The 15,316-nt window shown below is 70.0% G+C and carries 15 protein-coding genes and 3 pseudogenes; 8 read left to right on the forward strand and 10 right to left on the reverse strand.

All coding sequences use genetic code 11. The annotated features are described in order from the left end of the window. Positions 1-715: 715 nt before the first annotated feature. The 3 genes and pseudogenes from ACIP4P_RS23450 to ACIP4P_RS23460 all read right to left on the reverse strand — a co-directional run bounded on the left by ACIP4P_RS23450 (position 716) and on the right by ACIP4P_RS23460 (position 2,036). A complete protein-coding gene (locus ACIP4P_RS23450; RefSeq protein ID WP_400921565.1) occupies positions 716-1,090 on the reverse strand; it encodes a hypothetical protein in 375 nt (124 codons plus the stop codon). 96 nt (positions 1,091-1,186) lie between these two features. Beyond that, positions 1,187-1,402: pseudogene (locus ACIP4P_RS23455) on the reverse strand (IS5/IS1182 family transposase); the annotation flags it as partial. Positions 1,403-1,478: 76 nt separating this feature from the next. Further along, entirely contained in the window at positions 1,479-2,036 is a 558-nt protein-coding gene (locus tag ACIP4P_RS23460) for an SUKH-4 family immunity protein (RefSeq protein ID WP_400921302.1), read from the reverse strand. A gap of 210 nt (positions 2,037-2,246) precedes the next feature. On the opposite strand from ACIP4P_RS23460, the gene ACIP4P_RS23465 reads away from it, so the two are divergent. After that, entirely contained in the window at positions 2,247-2,453 is a 207-nt protein-coding gene (locus tag ACIP4P_RS23465) for a hypothetical protein (protein WP_400921304.1), read from the forward strand. 507 nt (positions 2,454-2,960) lie between these two features. Here the strand turns inward: ACIP4P_RS23465 and ACIP4P_RS23470 are convergent. Further along, on the reverse strand, positions 2,961-3,320 hold the full coding sequence (locus ACIP4P_RS23470; protein WP_400921306.1) for a hypothetical protein: 360 nt from the start codon (positions 3,318-3,320) through the stop codon (positions 2,961-2,963). On the opposite strand from ACIP4P_RS23470, the pseudogene ACIP4P_RS23475 reads away from it, so the two are divergent. Beyond that, positions 3,274-3,525: pseudogene (locus tag ACIP4P_RS23475) on the forward strand (ISL3 family transposase); the annotation flags it as partial. The gene ACIP4P_RS23470 and the pseudogene ACIP4P_RS23475 overlap by 47 nt on opposite strands. Positions 3,526-3,592: 67 nt before the next feature. Here ACIP4P_RS23475 and ACIP4P_RS23480 read toward each other — a convergent pair. Continuing rightward, positions 3,593-4,132, reverse strand: a complete 540-nt coding sequence (locus ACIP4P_RS23480) for a MarR family winged helix-turn-helix transcriptional regulator (RefSeq protein ID WP_400921308.1) — start codon at positions 4,130-4,132, stop codon at positions 3,593-3,595. Between the two features lie 132 nt (positions 4,133-4,264). On the opposite strand from ACIP4P_RS23480, the gene ACIP4P_RS23485 reads away from it, so the two are divergent. The 3 genes from ACIP4P_RS23485 to ACIP4P_RS23495 all read left to right on the forward strand — a co-directional run bounded on the left by ACIP4P_RS23485 (position 4,265) and on the right by ACIP4P_RS23495 (position 6,884). Then, positions 4,265-4,678: a hypothetical protein gene (locus tag ACIP4P_RS23485; RefSeq protein ID WP_400921310.1), complete on the forward strand. Its 414-nt coding sequence runs from the start codon at positions 4,265-4,267 to the stop codon at positions 4,676-4,678. A gap of 106 nt (positions 4,679-4,784) precedes the next feature. Beyond that, positions 4,785-5,144: an FAD-dependent oxidoreductase gene (locus tag ACIP4P_RS23490; RefSeq protein WP_400921312.1), complete on the forward strand. Its 360-nt coding sequence runs from the start codon at positions 4,785-4,787 to the stop codon at positions 5,142-5,144. A 210-nt stretch (positions 5,145-5,354) separates the two neighbouring features. Beyond that, complete coding sequence (locus tag ACIP4P_RS23495; RefSeq protein ID WP_400921314.1) at positions 5,355-6,884, forward strand: DHA2 family efflux MFS transporter permease subunit; 1,530 nt, start codon at positions 5,355-5,357, stop codon at positions 6,882-6,884. 236 nt (positions 6,885-7,120) lie between these two features. On the opposite strand, the pseudogene ACIP4P_RS23500 reads toward ACIP4P_RS23495, so the two are convergent. Continuing rightward, a pseudogene (locus tag ACIP4P_RS23500) lies at positions 7,121-7,288 on the reverse strand (IS5/IS1182 family transposase); the annotation flags it as partial. A gap of 351 nt (positions 7,289-7,639) precedes the next feature. Here ACIP4P_RS23500 and ACIP4P_RS23505 point away from each other — a divergent pair. Then, entirely contained in the window at positions 7,640-8,212 is a 573-nt protein-coding gene (locus tag ACIP4P_RS23505) for an SMI1/KNR4 family protein (protein WP_400921316.1), read from the forward strand. A 155-nt stretch (positions 8,213-8,367) separates the two neighbouring features. On the opposite strand, the gene ACIP4P_RS23510 is transcribed toward ACIP4P_RS23505, so the two are convergent. The 4 genes from ACIP4P_RS23510 to ACIP4P_RS23525 are packed head-to-tail and all read right to left on the reverse strand — an operon-like array spanning position 8,368 to position 12,437. Beyond that, the gene (locus ACIP4P_RS23510; RefSeq protein ID WP_400921318.1) at positions 8,368-8,754 is read right to left on the reverse strand and encodes a hypothetical protein; all 387 of its coding nucleotides are present in this window, start codon (positions 8,752-8,754) and stop codon (positions 8,368-8,370) included. Continuing rightward, entirely contained in the window at positions 8,687-11,215 is a 2,529-nt protein-coding gene (locus tag ACIP4P_RS23515; protein WP_400921320.1) for a tyrosine-type recombinase/integrase, read from the reverse strand. Before ACIP4P_RS23515 ends, ACIP4P_RS23510 begins: the two co-directional genes overlap by 68 nt. After that, positions 11,212-11,418 carry a hypothetical protein gene (locus tag ACIP4P_RS23520; protein WP_400921322.1) on the reverse strand — a complete coding sequence of 69 codons (207 nt, stop codon included), beginning with the start codon at positions 11,416-11,418 and terminating at the stop codon, positions 11,212-11,214. Before ACIP4P_RS23520 ends, ACIP4P_RS23515 begins: the two co-directional genes overlap by 4 nt. Beyond that, positions 11,379-12,437: a tyrosine-type recombinase/integrase gene (locus ACIP4P_RS23525; protein WP_400921324.1), complete on the reverse strand. Its 1,059-nt coding sequence runs from the start codon at positions 12,435-12,437 to the stop codon at positions 11,379-11,381. The genes ACIP4P_RS23520 and ACIP4P_RS23525 overlap by 40 nt, the downstream gene beginning before the upstream one ends. Positions 12,438-12,682: 245 nt before the next feature. Here ACIP4P_RS23525 and ACIP4P_RS23530 point away from each other — a divergent pair, with 245 nt between their 5' ends. Both ACIP4P_RS23530 and ACIP4P_RS23535 read left to right on the forward strand, forming a co-directional pair. Continuing rightward, entirely contained in the window at positions 12,683-13,663 is a 981-nt protein-coding gene (locus ACIP4P_RS23530; protein WP_400921326.1) for a GlxA family transcriptional regulator, read from the forward strand. Positions 13,664-13,792: 129 nt separating this feature from the next. After that, complete coding sequence (locus ACIP4P_RS23535; RefSeq protein WP_400921328.1) at positions 13,793-15,202, forward strand: DJ-1/PfpI family protein; 1,410 nt, start codon at positions 13,793-13,795, stop codon at positions 15,200-15,202. Positions 15,203-15,316: the final 114 nt, after the last annotated feature.

Raw genomic sequence — 15,316 nt, forward strand, 5'->3', positions numbered from 1 at the left:
CGCGGGCGCCCCCCCGGGGGCGGGGGGGGGGGGGGGGGGGGGGGGGGGGGGGGGGGGGGGGGCCCCCCCCCCCCCCCCCACCTCTGTGTGTGCCTGTTCCTGCAAGCCGTTCCACGCCTCGTCGTTGACCGATGCCCAGTGGTCGGTGATCGAGCCGCTGCCGCCGGTGCGGGATCCTGGCGGCTTGGTCCTTCCTCTCCGGGATGACGGCCTTGGTCCGGCGTCTGCGCAGGTAGGCGCGGTTGCCGCGGGACGAATAGGCCCGGTCCGATCCCGGTGAGGATGGCCGGTGTGTCGGGGCACGCCGTGCCGGCCTGTGCAGTAGTGCGGTAGGTCCGTCCACGGGGTGTTGTCGAGTTCGGCCTGTGCGGTGGGGGCAGCGGGTACGGGGAAGTGGCTGGTCGTCTGGTCGTTCACGACCGAAGTGTTCCAGCCAACTCCGACAACGGTGTCCCGACTGCGAGCGATCCCTGACGGGTGCTGCCGCGTCACCCGGCTTGAGGTGTGCCTGCGCCCGTGTCGTGGGCGTACCGACCGAGGGGCGACTCGCAGGTGGTCCTGCCGTCGTTGCCGGGCATGGGGCGCCACATGGAGTTCCCCGTTCCCCGGCCGGCCGCTGGGCCCGGTCCCGATCGAAGAGCGTGCCCGAGTGGTCCCTGAGATGGCACCGAGGTGGATGGTTCCCTGGACCGGTGAGGCGGCGCCTGGCCTGGTGCTAGGCGGGAAAACTGTCGATGAACGCGGCCAGACTGCCGGTCAGGTCGAGAGGTTGGAGGTCGGCGTCGTAGTCGATCCACCACACCACCGGTACGGTGGGCGCGAGTTCGCGCAGCACGGCGTAGAGGACGGTCAGCGGTGCGGAGTGCGGTTCCCTGTCCTCGAACGAGAACGCGCCGTGCCGCAGGTTGAAGGACAGCTCCGTCCACTGGCCTGGTTCGGCTTCGACGTGGATCTCCAGGAAGTTCTCGAAGGCTCCGCTCACGGTCGCGTCTGGCCAGTGCCGGCGGACGCAGTCCTTGACATGCTCGCCGGTGAAGGTCCAGAGTCCGGCGTGCTCGCGGTCGGCGCTGACGTAGAAGGTGGATCCCACGGGGCTGTTCTCGATTCTCTCGGTGCTGTGGCTCGCATCCCTGGTCAGGGTTCGACGCGGACGCGTCCCTTGACGCCTTGGGCGGTCATAAGGCCCTGGAAGCAGCTGCCGCAAGGTCGGATTCGTGCGCCAGTACGCGGCAACCTGCAGCACCCTGTCTTCCAGCGGAAGACTCCACGGGCGACCCCTGCGGACAAGGGGCGGCGGGCCTTCGCGCCCCGGCATGGTGACCAGCCTCCCGGACTGCTACGGGCTCAGGCCGGAGTACGGCGCTGTCCATGACGGCTCCAACGCCGTGATCACAGCCGCCACGTGAAGATCATCTCAGTGGTGGGCCTGGCATCCCTGCGCGATCGAGGTCTACGGGCCCTGAATCTGCCGGCCGAAGTCAGTAGAGCCAGCGGTCCAGATGCGCTGGCCAGAGAAACCCCTCGTAGCCGTTGAAGGCCGCCGGGTCGATCTCCTTCAGTTCCTCGGCCAGCCGGTTCAGCTCGGCAAAAGCCCGCTCCTCCTCGTCAGAGAGATACTCCTCAGGACCGTCCGGCTCGCTGAGAAGTTCTGAGGCCGTGACAAGACTGCCGTAGCGGTGAAGGACGTCGAGCCACACGTCGACACCTGAGTTGGCGAACCATGCCTCCCCGTCCGGCCTGACGAAGTAGACCGCGCCGGTCACCGGCTCGACGCCGAACGATGACCGCGCGGCCTGATCATCGGGCTCTGCCTGTTCGGTGAGACGGTAGAGCGGACCACGGGACGTGAGAAGGACCGGCTCAGCCTCGCTCTGCATCACGACTCGTTCAATGAGGCGCGGAGCTACCGGGACGCCCACCTCAACGAGCTGTGCCTTCATGGAGCCAGGGATCCGCCAGCCGGCCACGATGTCCTGTCCGGCTCGTGTGACCTGCCCCAGGCCGGCCCACTTGGTCAGCTGGTCGTACGTCGGCATCGAACGATCCTCTTCCATCGGCTGAGCCCTGACCCTATCGGGCCGGTCTCGGGTCACTGCTCGGCCGCACTCGCGGGACAGCCTTGAGGCAGAGGCAGTTCTCCTCGCACCTGCTCGCTCGTCCGGGTGAGTACCTGGCGGTTCGCTGGCTGTCCGGCCCCGAAACGTGGGGTACCGGGTCTCCCCCACGGCAGAACAGGCGCGACACCCATGCCCGAGCCGGCCAACGAGAGCGGCGGGCCGGTCTTCGCCAGCGTCAACGGCGGTGAGGACATGAAGACCAGGGGCATCGTCCTCACCGGCGACAGCCAGATGGCCGTCTGCAGCCCCGTGGCGGCCAGGACCACCTGCTACGACACCCTGCTCCACACCCCGATCTCGCCGATCGTCGACCGCTTCGGCCTCTCCATCGCCTGACAGCACGCAGGAAAGCACGCCCCGACCACCGAGGCCGACCGTGAGCGGCGTCCAGGACGGAACGATCCGGCAGCGGGATGACGGCTGGGCTGCCTGGCCGACTTCCCCGCCTCAATTCCCAATCTCGGTCACTTCAGTCACTGACACCACTGCTGACCAGTACATACACCCAGCGACCGAAACCCACGAACCCCTCCAGGGCCAGTCAGGACGCCGGTGACCAAGTGCTGTGGGTGCGAGGTGCCCACCGGGCGTCGCCCGTTGTGGATCGGGCCCCGCGGGCGAGGACGTAGTCGTACCACTCGATGTACGGCTCGGACCGCGCAGCACGTCCCGTCTTGGCCGGACAAAACGTGCCGAGACGTCAGATCGTCCCGGCGACAAGGGAGACCAGCCGCGCTGCTCCGCGGCACAGGCACGGCGCTCGTCACCGAGGACCGGCTCGACCAGGACCAGGCGCTCGCAGGCCCCGGCACGGGCAGCACGGGCGCCGGCCCACCGAGACGGTCACGTGAGCTTGTAGGGCCCCCCTGGCAACTGAATCGTGTTGGTGCACCCCAAGGCCGTGCCCGCGGCCTGGCGGGCGAGGGTCACCGACAGCTCCGCCATCTTCTGCGCTCCCGGTGCCGGGATCGCAGGGTTGTCGGGGGCTTTCAGGTAGAGGGCTGCCGTGTAGTACCAAGCGTGCTCCGCGGCGTCGGGCGTCGCCTTGGTGGTGCAGGTGAAGCGGACTGCGGCGAAGCGGTCGCCGGCCTCGCCGTCGGGGAAGGCCTGGAAGTCCCTCGGGACCTGCTGTCCTTCGATGTGAACGCGCTCTGCGCTGACGCCGGCCGAGGGCAACGACGCCAAGCTCACCGCCTGGATCACGTCGGCTTGCTCCGTCGACCTGCCCCACCTGCACTCCTTCGCGAACGGCCTCGAACTCGACCGAGCCGCCGTCGACGCCGGCCCCACCACCCCGCACCACAACGGACGCACCGAGGACGTCAACACCCGAACCAAGCGAATCATGAGGCAGATGCACGGCCGAGCCGGGTTCCCCCTGCTCCGCCACCGCGCCCTCCTCCGGTGATCACCACACAGCGCTACCACCGATTACGGAACAGAGCCCTTCTTTGCACAGACCCGGCGGCCGCAGGTCAGCCGGGGAGGACGCCGGACCGCGCAGCATCTGTGCCCGCGGCGGCCCGGGCGCGGGTCTTGGCCGGAGTGGGGCTGGCGCGCAAGCGTTCGGTGTGGCGGCGCTGGATGTCACCGGTGCGCGTCAGGAAGTCGGCGATCAGCTCGATCTGGTCGACGCTGTAGCGGCCGAGCAGGTCCTGCTGCGCCTCGGCAATGAGGGGGCCGATCAGCTCGTAGGCGCGCCCGGCGGCCTCGGAGGTGGCGCGCACGATCGTCTTGCGGCGATCCGTGGGGTGCGGAAGTCGGGTGACGTACCCGGCCTTCTCCAGGCGGTCCAGCATCGTGGTGGCACTGCCGGTGGTCACGCCGAGCTTGGCCGCGAGCAGGCTGGGGGCGGCCTCGGGGGCCTCTTCGAGCAGGATCTCCAGGCATCGCAGATCGGTCTCATTCACACCCATGAGCCGGGCGCATTCGCGGTCGAAGTCGTCGACGGAGGCCTGGTAGCCGGAGATCGCCCGGCCGAGCCGTTCCACGACCGGCCCAACTTCACTTGACATTCAAACCACTCGTCTCTCAAACTAAATCCAGTTGCTCGGTAGTCAAGATACCTCGATGTCGAGCTTCCAGGAAGGCGAGCGTTGCTGTTCCGCCGATTCATCCACCCTCACGCACGACAGGCAGGCATCCCCATGTCCGAAACCTTCATCCCGCTGACCGCCGACGAGCAGACCACCCTGCGCAAGGCCGCCTACGGCGCGGTCACCCTCATTTCGCTGGCCTACCCCGGCGCGCTGTCCGCGACCCGGGAGAACATCGCCGGCGCCAAGGTCCTCACCGGCGCCACCGGCGCCGTGGGCCGGGTCCTGTCCGGCAAGGGCAAGTTCGAGCTGAACGGCAAGACCACCGCCGACATCGCCGACGAGGTCCTGCCCGCGCTGGCGCAGACCGTCGCCACCCTGGAGGCCAAGGCCCCGCAGGAAAGCACCGAGTTCCGCCGCGTGGTGACCACCGCCGTCCGCCAGGCCGCCGCCGCGACCCGCGGCCCCAAGCCCGCCCAGGCCGACATGATCGACAAGATCACCGCCGCCCTCGCCACCGCCTGAACGCGGCACCGGGCCCGCCCGGCATGCGGGAACGGACAAGCACGGCCGGCCCGCCGGCCTCCGTTCCCGCCGCACCGGGCCGCCCCTACCTGAGGAATCACGCATCATGAACACCCACCGCACCGCCCCGGTGATCGGTGGCGGCCTCGCCGGCCCCGTCACCGCCACCGCCCTCCAGAAGGCCGGCATCGACGCCACCGTGTACGAGGCCTACGAGCAGAGCTCGGGCCTGGCCCACGGCGTCTACCTCACCGTCGCCGTCAACGGCATCTCCGCCCTGCGGGCGATCGGCGCCCAGCACACCGTCACCGAGCACGGCTTTCCCACCGGACAGATCGAGTTCGCCGCCGGCACCGGCAAGCGCCTGGCCGCCGCCGTCGAGACCTCCTCCGGCGGGGTGCTCGCTCCAAGCAGGTCGGCCCCATCGGCCGCGCGATCCGCGACGCCGTCCTGCCCGTCGTCATGAAGCGCATGGCCCGCCCCGGCGCCATGAGCTCGGTGTCCTGGCTGTTCAACCACCGCGCCGACTGGGACACCCCCGCCACCACTTCCTGAACCCGGCCCCACCCGTCCTGCCGAGCCCCGCGGCCGTCACCACCGCCACCGAGCGTTGCGGCGCGCCGCCCGCAGGCATGCGCCCGTACGCCGCGAACCACCCGAAACGGAACACCCCTCGATGCCCAAGCACCACCCCCGATCATCCGCCGCCCCTTCGGGCGGCATCGCGACCGCCACCGCACCGGCAGGCGCCGCAGTGAAGCCGGCCGCCACCACCAGGCACCGCGGCCTGGCGATGTTCGTGCTGATCTTCGCCTCGTTCATGGACCTGCTAGACACCACCGTCGTCAACGTCGCCCTGCCCTCCATGCAACGCGACCTCGGCGCGACCTCCACCCAGCTCGAATGGGTCGTCGGCGGCTACACCCTCGCCTTCGCCGTCGTCCTGATCACCGGCGGACGCCTCGGTGACATCTTCGGCCGCCAGCGCCTCTTCCTCACCGGCGTCGCCGGCTTCACCGCCGCCTCCCTCGCCTCCGCCCTCGCCACCAGCGGCGAGGTCCTGGTCGGCGCCCGCGTCGTCCAGGGCGCCTTCGCCGCCCTGATGGTCCCCCAGGTCCTGGCATCCGTGCAGGCCCTGTTCAAGCCCAAGGAGCGCGCCGCCGTCCTCGGCGCGATCGGCGCCGTCTCCGGGCTCGCCACCGTGCTCGGCCCGCTGCTCGGCGGCTGGCTCATCTCCGTCGACGCCTTCGGCTGGCACTGGCGCTCCATCTTCGCCATCAACATCCCCATCGGCATAGCCCTCATGACCGCCGCCTGGCTCTTCGTGCCCAACACCCGTTCCACCCGCCCCCTCAAGCTCGACTGGCCCGGTCTCCTGCTCGCCAGCCTCGGCATGATCCTGCTGGTCTACCCGCTCGTCGAAGGCCGCGCCCTGGGCTGGCCCGCCTGGATCTGGGCCATGCTCTCCGCCTGCCCCCTCGTACTCGGCGTCTTCGCCATCAACCAGAAGCGGCGCGCGGCCCGCGACGGCTCCCCCCTGATGCCGATGTCGCTGTTCACCCACCGCGGCTTCAACGCGGGAAGCCTCACCCAGTTCTTCTTCTCCGCCTCCCTCGCCGGCTTCTTCCTCGTCCTCACCCTCTACCTGCAGCTCGGCCTGCACTTCGACGCCATCGGCTCCGGCCTCGCCCTGCTCCCGTTCTCCATCGGCGCACTCCTGGGCTCCGGCATCTCCGTCCCGCTCGCCCCCAAGGCCGGAAAGCCCATGGTCGTGATCGGCGGCCTCCTCCAGGCCGGCGGCATCCTGTGGGCCCGCCAGGTCATCGACCACCAGGGCGCCCACCTCTCGGGCTGGGACCTGCTCGGTCCCATGGCCCTGGCCGGGATCGGCCTCGGCCTGCTCGTCGTCCCCCTGGTCGACCTCGCCGTCGCCACCATCGACCCCCGCGACGCCGGAGCCGCCTCCGGCACCTACAGCACCTTCCAGCAGGTCGGCGGAGCCCTCGGCGTCGCCGTCGCCGGCGTCGTCTTCTTCGGCAAGGCCGGCACCCACTTCGATCCGGCCACCATGAAGACCGCCCTGCTCGCCGCAGCCACCGTCCCCGCCGTCGGCTTCGCACTGTCCGCCGTCACCGGACTCCTGCTGCCCCCCAGCAGCAGCGTCCGGCACCACACCGACGACGCTGAAGTACCCGCCGTCGCCTGACGGTCGGTGCCCCGGGCGCTCGGGCGCCCGGGGCACTGAGCGTTTTCAGCGCCGCAGCTCCAGGGTGAGGACGGCTTTGACTGCTGACGTACGCCAGTTCGGGCTGCAACGGGCGTGACGGAAGATCCGCCGACCCTTGAGTGCCGCCACACCCCGTTCGACCGGGTACCGGAACCGGGCATGAGCCCGGTTGAACGATCTCCGGCTGGCGGTGAGCTCTTTGCCGGGCTTGCGGCCGCGATCTGGGCGAGCGTGTCGTGCTTGCGCGGGTACACCAGCGCGACGACGGCCCGTTGCGAGGGCCGGAGCCTGCACCGGCGGTCACCCTCCCGGGTGACGATCAGCATGGTGACCCACTCGACGAGCGCGTGCGGCAGGTCAAGTGCGGCAGGACAGGTGACCACCAGGGCTCCCCGGCACAAGAGTTGAGACGTCGGATGTCTCACTCACCTGCCGGGGAGCCCTGCCGGTTCTCCCTCGTCCGCAACCGCCCTGCCGTCACCCGATCGATGGTCGCCCTGAAAAGGCTCAGTCCCAACTCGCGGCGCCCCCAGCCGGCCCTGCCCGCAGCCGCAGTACCTCGCGTGGTGGCTGCGCCACATGCTCTCCAGCGGCTACCGGCTGCGACTCCAGCAGCGGCACCGATGCGGGCACCCTCCTTTCGCCGGCCCGGTGACGAGCCACCTTTTCCGGACTAAGGCCCGCAGGCAGGGGGCCATGGCATTGGCAAGGTTCTGCTTTGACACCCTGTTCGCATGGACGACTTTGCTGGCACCCAGACACCGGTCCGCCGTCTGACCGATCCCGCGGAGGCGATCGCGGCGTTGGAGCTCGCTGTGCCGGGCATGACCTCGCTGCGACTGCCAGCCCCACGAGCCATCGACTGGTCTGTGCTGGAGGCCGAGCTGGGCGCCGCACTGCCGGCTGACTACAAACTCCTCTGCGAGCTCTACCCGCCCTTCGTCATCGGCGACTTCCTGAGCGTGGGTAGTCCGGAGCCTGGTGGGGAGACCGGGTGGGTGGAAGGGACACGAGAAGAGCTGGAGACCATCGCGGAGTGGTGCGAGGAAGCTGACCTGGCTGTCCCGCTTCACCCATTCCCCGCCCCAGGAGGTCTGCTTCCCTGGGCCGTGTCGCCCCAAGGGGACTTCTTCCTGTGGAGCACCAACCCGACTGACCCGCAGGAGTGGACGGTCACTGTCGCCTCGCGAAGTTCCGTCTGGTGGCACTACACCGGTGGGGCGATTCAGTTCCTTGCCGACTTCGTCGGGGGCGCGCTGAAGCCGTGGGCGTTGCCCCGGATCCGAGCCGAGGTGGTTGCCTGGTGAGACGTCAGACAACCACCGGCGGTGAAGCCGACCCGGTGATCCGGCCCCCAGCCGACGAGAACTCGCGGCCTTGCGACTACTGCGGCCATCCGGTCGTCCTGGACTCGGTCGATGAGTACGACTGCCCTGTTTGCGGAGATTCAGACTCACGATGATCACGCTGTCGTGGTCTTCAGCACGCGCGGCAGGTGGACGTGGAGGTGCTCGACCTCGACCTGGTGGCCGCGGTGTCGGAGTTCGTTGGCGAAGATTTCGGTAAGACCAGATGCCCTGTGCCGACCTCCGGCGCATCCGATGGCGATGCGCCGGGGGCCGGCCGGGAGAGCGGCGTAGTCGGCGAGGTTGTCGATCAGCTCGCGGGCACCGGGGGTGTTGGTGACGATCTGCTGGACGCGGGGGTCGAGGCCGTCGAGGTCGAGGATGCTGCGGGCGGCGGCCGGGTCGCGGAGCCGGTCCCGGACGTCCTCGACGCGGTCAGCGGTCGGCGGCGGGCCGCCCTTGAGGTGCAGGTAGCCGAACGAGATCAGGCGTATCGGGTGCATGGGCGGGTTCTCCTGTGGTGGGCGGGGTGTCGGTGAAGAGGGGCATGCCGAGGTTGACCAGTTGGGGGCTGCCGTCGGTGCGGGTTCGGTTGAGGCTGGCGAGCTTGGCGGCGGCGTCGAAGCTGACCTGGAGGCCTTCGACTTCGCCGAGCCAGCCGTTGGCGCGGGCTTCGCGGATGCGCTCGCGCAGGTTCTGGATGATCTCGATGAGGCGGGGCTTCTGGCGGGGGTCAAGCTGGAGGACGGGGCAGCGGATGCAGGCGTGTTCGTGTTTGCAGGGGGTGCCGTAGGGCCGGCCGCAGGTGCCAAGGGAGACCTTGCGGAGCTCGAAGTGCTGCTGGAAGTCGCGCCATTCCTGCTCGGTGGGCTCCCGGTATTCCTCCTGCGGGCGGTCGGCCCGGCGGCGGTCGAGGAAGCCGCGGTAGGTTCGCACCAGGTCGTCCTGGAAGACCGCGAGGTAGGCCTGAGTGGTGGTCAGCGTCTTGTGCCCGAGGATTCGGGCGGCGATGTGGACGGGCAGGCCGCCGGTGACGGCCTCGGTGGCGAACATCCTTCGGAAGTCGTGCGGGGTGTAGCGCAACGGCTCTCCGGCGTTGTCCCGAAGCCCAGTGGCTGCCAGGGCCGTGTCCAGGAGTCGCTTGATCGCGGACTCACCCATCACCTCGGCCTGCCAGTAGTGGCGGCGCTGGAACAGGTGAGGAAGTGGCGGCCCGGTCACGCGCTCGTGGTGGTCGTAGCGGGCGACCAACGGGATCTTGCCGTCGTTGGCGTCGCTCAGACGCTTGACGACAGTGGCCAGGACGCTCGCCAGCTCGGGACTGACGAGCAGTAGCCGCTCCTCGTTACTTTTGGACGGCACGATCTGCAACAGCGGAACGACCTCGCCGGTGTCGGGAAGCTTGTAGGAGACGAGCGCCAGATGGCTGATCTCGGTCAGCTCCTCGACGCGGACGCCGGTGTGACGGAGGGTCTCGATGACCGCCCAGGCCCAGAACGTGTCGTCCTCGACGTCGCTCTGGTTGATCCGGCGCGCGTCGGCGCCGACCTCCTGGACGTAGACGTGCCGGGAGGCGTGGTCCAGGCGGCTGGGGACCTGGCTCACCTTGGGAAGAACGTGCAGGTAGTGCCTGCCCTCGTGCTCGAAGACCTCCCCAAAGGGGGTCGCGACGGCCGCGGCCAGCAGCGTGGCTGCCTCCCGGTGGAGGCGTTCGGCGGTCTCCACCAGAGTCGGCAGGTGGGGCAGGCGTTCACGGACCCGTTGGTGCATCCGGGAGTGGGTCTGGGCGATGTTCTTGTGGTTGCCCGCTCCGTCGCCGCGGGTGATCGGGCTGGGAACCGCCCACTGGGCCCAGAACGGGTCGTCGTGCGCCCACTCCTGGATGTCCGGGTAGAAACCGCGGACCCGCATCATCACATCGACGCGGGACCGCCGTTCACGTACTTGCCCGCTCTTGTCGGTGTAGGTGACCAGCCTTTGCTTCCAGCCGTCGGTCACGTCCTGCTGCAGGCGCAGGGTATCGATGCCAGGGTGGTGGGCCTCGATGTCGGCCCAAAACACCCCGGCCAGCGAGCCGACCAGGCCGCGAAAGGTGCCGTAGTCGACGCCCGGGCGGCGTTCTTCGAGGTAGCGGACCAAGACGTTGCGGACCGGGGTGGACTGGATGTTGTAGGCGTCGACCAGCTCGGCGGTGGGCCGTTGTCCGTGCCTCAGCGCGTCCTTCAAGCTGTCCTTGCAGTCGATGACACCGGCCCCGCGCAGCAGGTCCCAGGCACTGTGGGTGCCGACATAGGCTTCGCCGATGTCCCGTCGGCCGACGGCCCGCAGATGGAAGACGTCCTCGGCGGTGAGCTGGTGTAGGTCGCGCCCGGTGTAGAGGATCATCGCGGAGATCACCCGAAGGCCCTCGTCGATGTGGCGGGGCGTCATGCCGACCTCCGCGCCGAATTCACGCATCCGCTCGATCTGGCCGGCGGGGAACATCTGCTGGAGGTTCTTGAAGAGCCGCATGGCCTTGTAACCGCGCAGAAAGCCGTAGCGGGGCAGCACCACCCGGCTGATCATCAGGCTGTTCAGGCCCATGATGATCTCGTTCCGCCTGGAGTCAGGGGATCGGTGGTCTCCGGCGTTCAGCTCGTCGATCCAGTCCTTGCCGCGGTCGGCGTCGGCCGCCTGCCACCGGGCCTGCCACCCCTCGCCGGGGTGGCTCAGCAGCCAGTCGAGGATCTTGCTTGCCCCGGCGAGCCGCGTGGTGCCGGGTGCGACTCCTCGGTACTTCGGCTGCGGCCAGACCGGCGAGGTCGGCAGCAGTGCGAGGATCTCGCCCCGGGTGAGGTGGTCGTGCGGGCCGACGCGGTGCTCGTCGGCCTTCAGGTCGTGTTCGACGAACAGCGGCCTTGCCGGGACCGGGCCGGTACCGGCCCGGCGCACGGAGTTAGCGCGGCGGCTTCCCTGGCGCGTCATACCGCACCTCCGCCGAACAGCACCGCCAGGTCGCCCGCGTCATAGCCGACGGCGACGCTCGGGACCGGGCGCTCTGCCCGCTCCTTGAGCTCGGCCAGGTGGTCCTGGACGCGCCGGATGACCTGCTCGTCCTCTTCGACGAGGTAGACATCAGCGGTAGTGCTCAGGTGCGCGTGACCCAGGACGGTCTGAACGTCGCGCAACGACAGCCTCTAGTCGCGGGCCATGCGCAGGGCCGCGGTGTGTCGCAGGTCGTGGTGCCCAGCAGCGTGTTGACCCGGCGGAAGACCGCTCGCAGGGCCTCGTAGTTCATCGGCTGGTAGGCCAGTCCTTCACCGTGGTTGCGGCGACGCAGTGTCCACCACAGCGGGGCCTGCGGGTCCAGCGGCGGCCCTTCGGCTAGGTAGAGCCGGATCCAGAGCATCGCCTCCGGGCTGGCGGGCAGCCACTGCTCGGCGAGGGTGCCCTTGCGCACGACGCGCACGAGCTGGTCGCCCCAGTCGAGGTCCACCCCTCGCACGCCCAGGAGCTCCGAGGCGCGGGCGCCGTTGCTGACGGCCATCGCCAGCAGAGCCCTGTCGCGGTTCGAGCGCAGGGCGGCGAACAGCTCGTTCCACCGCTCGTCCGGCATCTGGCGGGGCCGGCGCCGCGGAACTTTGGGGTTGTAGCGCAGCTTGCCCTCGGCGCGGTAAGGCTCCAACGGGTTGTGGTGGGCGTGGGGTCGGCGCCGGTCGGTGCGGGCCAGCGGCACCGGGTTGACCAGCGGTCCGGCACCGGTCTCGATCCAGAAGCTGTAGAAGGAGCGGATCGCGGCGTTGCTGTGCCGGATGGTGCGGGGCTTGTACCGGTCGTCCAGGTACGGCTTCTTCGTGACCGGGTTCGTGGTCCCGGCGGTCGCCGCCGAGCGCGTCCTGGGCGAACGGCGGGGCTTGGTCGCGGCACCGAGCCACAGCACGAAATCGCGGACCTCGGCCGACGTCGCCCGGTCCCACTCGACGTCCACGACCCGCAGCCACCGCCACCAGCGCAACAGGTCGTAGGCGTAACTGCGTACGCTGCCAGACCGGTTGTCCCGGGCAACGAAGTCGATCAGGAACGTACGGACCGGCAGCACAGCTCTCCCCTCCTCGTCGAAGACCAGCCAGGGCACGACCCCGGAATCAGGGGCGACCCGCCCCCAGCGCGGCAGCTCGATGGCACGGACGTCACGGAACTCACTCAACTCGTTGCGCTCCCTTGTCGATCGGACGACGCAACGTCTACCGACTAGGCCAGCCGAGGGATGCGGCGCTCTGCGGCGTGTCTTCTGGTAGTCCGGTCAACGGGTCGGTGACGCCAACCGGAACTTCCAATCCCAGCTCCGAGACCGTTCGGCGAACGGCCCAGTGCTCCGAAGTGCCAGATCCGTCCGCTGCTGGTCCCCGGGAGACCTCGCGCGGGCCGTCCGTGCCGGCCTACCGTGGCGGGGTGAGCGACGAGACGAACGGGTGCACTGGGCGGGTCCTGGTCCTGGTCCTACCCGATGTGAATCTGCTGGACCTCGGTGGTCCTGTGCAGGTGTTCGACGCTGCGGCGCATCTCGGTGGCGGCTACCGACTGGAGTACGTCGCCGAGGCAGAACATCTGCGCTCCGCTCAGGGCCTGCGACTGGCCGGTCTGGCACCGCTGTCGACGGTCCGGCCGACGGCCGGGGACCTGGTGCTCGTACCGGGGCCACGGCTGACCGGATCCGACCGGCTGGTGACGCCTGCCGTGGTGCGCTGGGTACGCAAGGCCTACGACGCGGGCGCCCGGGTCGCGTCGGTGTGCAGCGGTGCCGCCGTCCTGGGGGAAGCAGGACTGCTGGATGGCAGGGCGTGCACCACCCACTGGTCGCTCACCTCGGCGATGCGCGACCGGTACCCGCGGGCCCGGGTGCGCGAGGCCGCGCTCTACGTGCACGACGGGCGGATCAGCACCAGTGCGGGAATCTCGTCGGGGATCGATCTCGCGCTGTCGCTGGTCGAGCGGGACCACGGCCCGGAACTGGCCGCGCGCGTCGCACGCGAACTGGTGCTGTACCTGCGGCGGGACGGGGACGCGACACAGATCAGTCCGTTCCTGCGCCACCGCGACCACGTCCAGCCCGCGGTGCACCGAGCGCAGGACCATCTGGCCCAGCACCTGGACACCGCCCTCACCCTGCGTGAACTCGCCGGCGTCGCCGGACTGTCCCCGCGCGGTCTGACACGGGCCTTCACCACGGTCACCGGCATCACCCCGTTCGCCTACCAGCGGCAACTGCGGCTGGAGCGGGCCCGAACCCTGCTGTCCGGTACCGACCTGACGGTGGAGGCGGTCGCAGCCCGCTGCGGCTTCCGCGACGCACGACAGCTGCGCCGGGTGGTCGCCGACGCCTTCGGAACCCCTCCCTCGGGGCTGCGCGCACCACTGCGGCCGACCGCCTGACAGAACCGGCCCCCGCGGGGACCGTTCCTCCGGCCCTCCCCGGCCTCTTCCCCTTTCCCGTTTCCACGAGGGCCGACGGCACCACGCTGCCGATCGGTGCCCGGATTGTCGAGGTATGTCTTGTCCGCAGTGAGTTCCGAGGCACGCAAGGGGCACCGGGCCCTGCGCCGTATCGGCTGGGTCCTGCTGGCTACGGCGCTGTCCGCGGCGTCCTTCGCGGGGCTCGCCTTCACGGGGGTGAGCGCGTCGATGGCCGACAGCTTCGCCGCCGCTCCCCGCGGATCCGGTGCCAGGGCGTGGCCAGCGGCCCGGCCGGTGCCGGACGGCCGGATCACGGTGGCGGTCGCGGTCAGCAACGCGGGCTCGGTGGCCACCGACGTACTCGCGCCCTACCAGGTGTTCGCCGAGTCGCCGGAGATGTTCGTCTACACGGTGGCCGCCGAACGCCGTGTCGCCCCGCTGTCCGGCGGCGCCCATCTGCTGCCAGACCACACCCTGGCCGAGGTGGCGAACGGCACCCTGCCGGAACCCGACGTGGTGGTCGTGCCCGCGGTGACCGACCCCGCCGGCGCGGGCGAGGAGGGCCTACGCCAGTGGATCGTCGAACGCCACCGCAAGGGCGCCCGGATCCTCGGGGTGTGCGCGGGCTCCGAACTGCTGGCCGCCTCCGGCCTGCTCGACGGCCGCGACGCCACGTCATTCTGGTCCAACATCGGCTCTCTGGAACGCAGTTACCCGAAAGTCGACTGGAAGCGCGGGCAGCGTTACGTCGAAAGCGGGCGGGTGACGACCACCGCGGGAGTCACCTCCGGCACCGTGGGCGCCCTGCGAGTGGTCGAGGAACTGGTCGGCGAGGCGGAAGCCACCCGCATCGGCACCGGGTTGTCCTACCCCGGCTGGACTCCCGACGGACCAACCGCGATACCGGCCAACCACCTCGCCCTCGGCGACCTGCCGTACGCCCTCAACGCCGCCTTCCCGTGGCTACGCCCCACCACGGCCATCGGCCTGGTCGACGGAGTCGAGGAGATCGACGCGGCCGCGGCCCTCGAAGGGTACGGCGGAGTCTCCTTCGCCACCCGGACGGTGGTGATCGGCTCCGGCGACACCGTCACCACCCGCCACGGCCTGGTCCTCGTCACCCGGCCGGTGACGGGGGACGCCCACGGGGCGGACCGCTTCGTGGTGCCCGGCGTCAAGGACGCCTCCGGCCTCGGCGCCGCGCTGAGCGACTGGGCCCACCGCAACGGGCTCACCGCCGAACTGCCCGATGGGGGACGGCGGTCCGGGGAATTCGGCTTCGATCCGATTCTGCGGGACCTCGCCGAGCACAGCGACCGCCGTACCGCGCTGGCCACCGCGAAGTTCTCCGAGTACCCCTCGGACCATCTGGAGCTGACGGGAGCGCCCTGGCCCTGGCGCTCCACCCTGCTGGCTGCGGCGGCGGTCGTCCTGAGCGTGGGGGTGGGGCTGGCACCCACAGCGGTACGACGGACGATACGTCGGCGGCGACGCCCTCCGCGACAGTCAGCGGCATAGTCCTCCCTCCGCCCAGCGTGTCGGGGATCCCCAGATTCGACCCACCGCCACCACGGAATTTCGACAGGTTCGGCAAGCCGGTGAAGGTGAGCGACCCGACCGGGTCCACGACCT

Origin of the sequence: Kitasatospora sp. NPDC089509, from assembly GCF_044749365.1 — a bacterium.
Taxonomy (GTDB): Bacteria; Actinomycetota; Actinomycetes; order Streptomycetales; family Streptomycetaceae; genus Kitasatospora.